This window comes from Kordia sp., from assembly GCF_050633145.1.
Lineage (GTDB): Bacteria > Bacteroidota > Bacteroidia > Flavobacteriales > Flavobacteriaceae > Kordia.
In genome coordinates, this window is record NZ_JBOEFY010000109.1 from 1 (window position 1) to 6,458 (window position 6,458).

Sequence of the window (6,458 nt, forward strand, 5' to 3'; positions counted from 1 at the left end):
AGATTGTTAGATTGTTAGATTGAAAATTTCAATAATGATATTGAAAAAAACAAATGATTTATTAACATCTATCACTTAAATTTTTTTCGCAATGCTAAAATGAAAAAACTAATTAGAATTATAGATATTAAAGATTGTGCTCGGTATAAAAACCAATTACTATTATATTCAAAACTATAAAACGGTATTGTTGCATCAATACTCATTTGAAACGGCTTAACTTTTGAAAGATTTAAAAGTATTTCTGATAAAGTATTTGTCCAAGCATAAAAAAATGGAAAGATAATAAGTGTTGATAATAATAAAAAGAAAAATGGTCTTTCATAACTTTGAAGATATCCACTAAAAAATTTATAAATAGAAAACAAAAAATATGTTATATTCGACTTAACTGAAAATAATCTGTATTCTTTTTTATGGCGTAAAAAACGCATTTCCATTTCACTGTAATAAGCTTTGCTAGACAATTCCCAATCTTTTGAATTTTCAAAGTTTTTTTTCAATTGTCGATATTGTTCTTCAAGTTGAGAAAATCTTCTGTTTACTTCAATAATTCTATTCTCTTCAAAAAGTTTTATCCTACTTCCGCTTTTTGAAAGTCCCCATGTACAGTTTTCAAAAATAGTATTATATAAAAAAGTATCATAGAATGTCGCATTACTCATGTTCATTCTGCGAAAAATTGAATTATTTAAACTTATCCCTTGAAAGTGAATATCAATATTTCTTATTCTATGTTCTTTTAGAAAAACTTTTTTTAGAATTTCGACTCTATCTTTGTATGGTTTTTTAAAAAAATGAGGATATTTTTGCTCTTCAGTATAGTTAAATTTACTGCAAAAATCTACAAACGCTTCAGCAGTTGCAGTTGAGATGTTTTTATAATTTTCATTGCGATATCTTTGTTTTAACTTTTTAACTTCTGAATAAATAATATCCGTAACTAGATTTTCATTGATTCTTTTGTAGCAATTATGAAATATTAACAGAGGACTTTCTCTTAAATTTATAAATAAATTTCTTCCTTTAAACTCAACATCAATAAAAAACATTTTTTTTGATATAATAGAATTCAATAATTGAAAACCATTTTGAAAAACACAACCCTTAAATGCCATTTCATTTAAAAATTCTGATTTATTGAAACTTACAAAATTTTCAAATTGTACGTTTCTAAAAAGAACCGTCTTATTATTTGAGAAAACATTCTCTTCAAACTCTAAACCACCATTAAAATTACATTCTTTAAGAGTTAATTCCCCTATAAATTTAGTGTTTCTAAAATATGATATTGAATAGAATTCGCAATTATTTATGAGAACATCTGACTTGAATAGTTTATTATGAATCGAAATACCTCCTAAAAAATGTGAATACGAAAAATCTACCTTATAATTAAATTCTTTTTTTTCTTCAAAAGAGAAAAAAGTTACTCCATCAAAAGAAGGAAATACATATCTTTTAAAAATAAAAGCACCAAAATTCTTTCCTCTTGGCATGCAATATTTCCTAATCAATTTCCAAAAAATATTACATTTTTCTTTATCCCAATTTTTATACGGCCCGTCATCTTCAATTTCTATTTCAGAAAACCAATCATTCTTTTTTAGTCTGAAATAATCATCTTCTAATTTTTTGAAGTCTTCATCACTTATATCTAAATCACTAGAAGATACTAGCTTTTCAACCCATTCATAAGTTTCTTTTTCTATTTCTTTACCTAAATTCATAATTCCATGTAAGATTCTTTAAAAGTAGGTAAAATCTTCAAGTTGTTATGGTTTATAATCGAATTACTATAAACTATGATCTAATGATTATTGCAATTCCATTCTCATTATTTTTTTTAATATCTAAAGATGAGTAATAAAACTAAAAAACGTTTCTTTAATATTACAAATTTTTAAACGTCATTTTATTGAGCATTAATCCAGAAGCTGGAGCAATGTAGTTGACTTCTAATGTAGAGTTTGGTAATAAGGAACGTTGAATAAAGTCTAAATCGAGTTCATGTTTTCCGAGCAGAATTAAAGTTCCCATCATCATACGAATTTGATGGCGTTTGAATCCTGCGCCTTGTACGCGCAAGACATAACTTTGTTCTGGAAAGAAATTTGCTGTGTATAAATCGTTTTCAATAATTTCACACAATTCAATTTCGCCTTCTAAAACCGTGTGTTCTGTCGGTTTGTAGCAATAGGTTTTTAGATAGTGATTTCCTTCAAAGAGCTTTGCTCCTTTTTTCATTAATTCCACGTCTAAATCACCTAAAACATTGGTCATATAAGGTGCTGCAAACGGATGGTATTTTTCCCCAAAAGCAAAGAGATAGATGTATTCTTTTACTTTCGGATGCTGAATGATGTTGAACGTTGAATTCGTTTCAGTAATCGCTAAAGCACGAATGTCTTGTGGTAAGTTTTGATTGAAAAGCGGTAAAAACTCAGGAATATCAAGCGTTTCATTATCCAAAAACAATTCTATAGCAATTTCGTTAGCAGACACTTTAGCATCTGTACGGCCAGAAGCTAATAATTTGAAATTTTTATGTCCAAACACATACGCTAGTGTACGTTCTGTCATACGCTGTACTGTATTCACATCAGGTTGTTTTTGCCAACCATGATAGCGAAATCCTAAGTATTGTAGTGTTATAAGGTAGTAATAGCGTTTTCTTTTCAAGTGTTTTGGGTAATTTGTTTATTTACTGTTTGTTTTAAAAGTATAAACTCTTAAACTTTTATAATTTAAGCTGCTTTCAATAAAATAAAACCTAGAACAAAGATGACTACAGGAATACTCCAAAGTTTCCAAACGTCAGTTCCTTTAGTATTTTCCTTAATGGCTTTGTTTTTTATTTGCAGCATGCGTTTTCCATTGTAATACAGCGCATTGAAAAGGTATAAAACGATTCCCGCCAAGGCAATATAAAAGATTTGTAAATAGATATTGTAGTAGCGTAAAAAGTTACTACTCGTTGCTTTCATTAAAACAATACATAAAACAATGAGTATACTTAGTTGAAGTACTGTCATATACGTTGTTGCTAAAGACATCAGCTTTCGATGTTTGCGCTTTTTGTCTTGCGCTTTGTAGCTTAGGATTGTTTTGTAAAAAAGTTGATCGAACATGATTTTCTGCTATAGACACTGCAATAATAGTTTAAAATTTAGTAAAAAGGAATTTATTACTAGTTTATGAGTCTATTTCAATAGCTATTGTTCTTTGAAAGTGTGTCATAAATTGTGCGTTTCTTTACTAATGAAAAGAATAAATCGAACATTAGAAACCATGTTTAAGTGCTAATTTATTTTTCCTTTATACGATCTCGACAACGGAATTTCAATATTAGGATCTAACGTAATTACAGTGCTGGTTTGCGACTTGATAAAGTTTTTATTGATGATATAAGATCGATGTACTTTTATAAAATTTGGAGGAAGCTCTTTCATCACTGTAGATAGTTTGTTTCTATCAATAATATTTTTACCATTTACATGAAATTCAACATAATTTCGATCGGATTTTATGTATTTGATCTCGTCCAAGTACAGTGTTGTTTTATTATTTAATACGATATTTTTTCGAGCGACTTTTTCTGCAATCATATTCTTTTCCTCCTCTATAATGGTGACCAATTCTTTGTATTTTTTATTTCTATTTAGAACGATAAATACAGAAACTGATAAAAGCAGAATGATTATTAGGACAATGAAAAAGTTTTTTTGGGAAAATGATAAAGAGTCAAAAAGTTTTTGGTTTTCAACTTGCAACTGATTCCGTTCATCTTTAAAGTGCAATATTTCAGTTAATGCCTTTTTTTGATTGTTAATAATCTGTTTGCTTGTTGCATTTGTATATTCCTTATACTTTCGTTCTTCATCTAAGTTAAAATCTGTATAATAAGTGCTTAATGTATTGTAGGCTGTGTAGATATAATCTAAGTATTGAGCAGTATCTACTTGTTTTAAATTGAACTCCAATCGTTTTGCATAATGCTTTGCGGAGTCTTTTTGATTCGTTTTTATAGCATAATCTAACAAGTAGTTATTCGCATTTAAAGCCACAAAAGGACGTTGCGTTTTATACGCGTAAAACTTGAATTTTGATATGTACTTCCTGTAATCTTCTAAATTATTCGTTGCTTTTGCAATTTCAGATAGATGTTCATATTTCGAAAAAACAATTCGAATATCTTCAGTATCAGAAATGTTTAGTAAAATAGCATTGCTTTTATCATAACTACGATCATGAATGTAGAATTTTGCCAAATAGAGTTGCGAAAAAGGATGCCAATGTAATAACCCTTTTTCCTGTAAATACGTATCCAAAGCCAGTCCTTTTTTAATAAGTGGCGCTATCAAGTCAGAAGTAATTGGGCGTGGTAATAATTGATATGATAAATCAAGTTCCGTAATTCTTGAAGCAGCAATTTCAATACTATCACCAGTTTTTAGGGCTATCTCTACCTCTATTTGATTATGTGTAATTGCTTTGCCCAACTCCTTTTTGTTTCTATAAAGCAATGCTATTCTACCAATGGCTTCCGTAGCAATTGTATAATTTTTTGCAGCATACGCCTCTTCATATACACGATGGAAATCTTTTAAAACACTATCTGCCGGAAGGTTTGTAAAACGGAGTTTGTTTTTACTATGCTGTAGTTCCAATTTTAAAGATAAAGGATCTCTATATGGAATGTTATTTTTATTGATTAATAGCGTAGCACGATTATACAGTTTAAAAATAAGTGTAGAATCATTTTGATACGCAGCCTGATCTATTTCACAGATTAAAGCATTTAGTTTTAAGAAAGGACTACTCGACTGTTCTGCATATTTTTTTATAGAATCTAAATATTGCAACCGAAGTGTCTCATTATTTTCAGTTACTGCTTGTTCATAGAGTTTTATATATTGTGCATTTCTTAAAGAATCGTTCTCTTCAAACTTTTGCCCATATAGGTTGGGAATTCCTATCAAAAAGAATGCAAGGAAAAAATAATAAGAATAGTTCGCTTGTCGATTCACGTAGTTATATGTTAGTCTAGCTAAGATAGATACTTTGCAGAAAATAGAGCCAATACTTATTCCTAATATTAGCTCTATTGTATTATTATTCATTATTTTATGATTAATTTCAATGCTGTTTTTTTGCTTTCTGAACGTACTTGAATAAAATATAGTCCTTGTGCTAAATTAGCAACATCAAGACGTATTAAATCTGTCTGATAATCATCTAATGTTTTTACAAGGTTTCCGTTTAAATCATAAATTGAAACTTTAATGTCTTCTACAGCAGTTTTAAATTTTAGTGTTGTATTTCCTGAAGCTGGATTTGGGCTTAACAGTATTTGTGATTCAAAAGTTACTTCTTGAGTACTTAATATATTTGGATTTTGAAAGACTCGCACATGACCAGCATTAGATCCATTGCCACTATTTTGATTGGCTCCTGAAGCAAATATACCTCCATTATTGCTAATACTTACCGAGCGACCAAATGTATCACCTGATGCTTCTGCATCAATATCACTATGTGCTTGCGTCCAAGTTCCACCCACATTTTCAAACACACGAACATGACCAGAACTTAATCCTAAACCGCCACCATCATTGGCAACAGCTCCTATAGCTACGATAGTACCGTCATTGTTTATGCTTACGGAACTACCTGCACGATCTCCACTATTTTCTCCGTCAATATCAGTTCCAACTTGAGTCCAAGTGCCGCCACTATTTTCGTAGACTCGTACATGACCTCTTTGACCATCGTTTAAAAAAGCGCCAATAGCTACTATGTTTCCTGTATCATTTATGCTTACCGAATTCCCCGATCGATCTCCACCATTTTCTCCATCAATATCAGTTCCAACTTGTGTCCAAGTTCCACCACTATTTTGATACACACGTACATGTCCTGCAAAACTGTTATTTCCAAAAGCGCCAATAGCAACAATATCTCCAGCATCATTTAGGCTAACAGAAGTACCTGAAAAATTATCAGCCGCTTCTCCATCAATATCATTCCCAATTTGTGTCCACGTTCCGCCAATATTTTCAAAGACTCGAACATGTCCAGCTGTACTAGCAGCACCATCGTTCAAATCGGCACCTACAGCCAAAATATTCCCGGAAGCGTTTAGACTTACAGAAGCACCAAAGCGATCATCAGCTGCTTCTCCATCAATATCGCTTCCAATCTGTGTCCAAGTTCCACCAATATTTTCAAAGACTCGCACATGTCCAGCCTGTGCTCCGTTCCCATCATTTCTGTTTGCTCCAGCTGCAATGATAGTACCTGCATCGTTTATAGCTACAGAGAATCCGAAGCGATCATCGGCAAACTCTCCATCTATATCATTTCCAATTTGTGTCCATGCGGCACCAACCTTTTCAAAGACGCGTACATGACCTGATAAAGATCCATTCCCATCATTTGCGATAGCTCCAATCGCA

General features: G+C 31.1%; 5 protein-coding genes. All 5 read right to left on the reverse strand.

Annotated elements, in window-relative coordinates; translation table 11 throughout:
- Positions 1-71: 71 nt before the first annotated feature.
- Entirely contained in the window at positions 72-1,730 is a 1,659-nt protein-coding gene (locus ACRBBL_RS27405; protein ID WP_431372300.1) for a pentapeptide repeat-containing protein, read from the reverse strand.
- Positions 1,731-1,893: 163 nt separating this feature from the next.
- Positions 1,894-2,682 carry a tRNA pseudouridine(38-40) synthase TruA gene (locus tag ACRBBL_RS27410; RefSeq protein ID WP_431372301.1) on the reverse strand — a complete coding sequence of 263 codons (789 nt, stop codon included), beginning with the start codon at positions 2,680-2,682 and terminating at the stop codon, positions 1,894-1,896.
- Between the two features lie 65 nt (positions 2,683-2,747).
- Positions 2,748-3,131: a hypothetical protein gene (locus ACRBBL_RS27415; RefSeq protein WP_431372302.1), complete on the reverse strand. Its 384-nt coding sequence runs from the start codon at positions 3,129-3,131 to the stop codon at positions 2,748-2,750.
- 171 nt (positions 3,132-3,302) lie between these two features.
- On the reverse strand, positions 3,303-5,123 hold the full coding sequence (locus ACRBBL_RS27420; protein ID WP_431372303.1) for a LytR/AlgR family response regulator transcription factor: 1,821 nt from the start codon (positions 5,121-5,123) through the stop codon (positions 3,303-3,305).
- Positions 5,123-6,458 (reverse strand): T9SS type A sorting domain-containing protein (locus ACRBBL_RS27425; RefSeq protein WP_431372304.1); only part of this gene is annotated, 1,336 nt, incomplete at its 5' end. The genes ACRBBL_RS27425 and ACRBBL_RS27420, both read right to left, overlap by 1 nt.

Coding starts and splice junctions, on each gene's coding strand:
- ACRBBL_RS27405 (WP_431372300.1), bottom strand. CDS start 1,730: ATGAATTTAGGTAAAGAAATAGAAAAAGAAACTTATGAATGGGTTGAA.
- ACRBBL_RS27415 (WP_431372302.1), bottom strand. CDS start 3,131: ATGTTCGATCAACTTTTTTACAAAACAATCCTAAGCTACAAAGCGCAA.
- ACRBBL_RS27420 (WP_431372303.1), bottom strand. CDS start 5,123: ATGAATAATAATACAATAGAGCTAATATTAGGAATAAGTATTGGCTCT.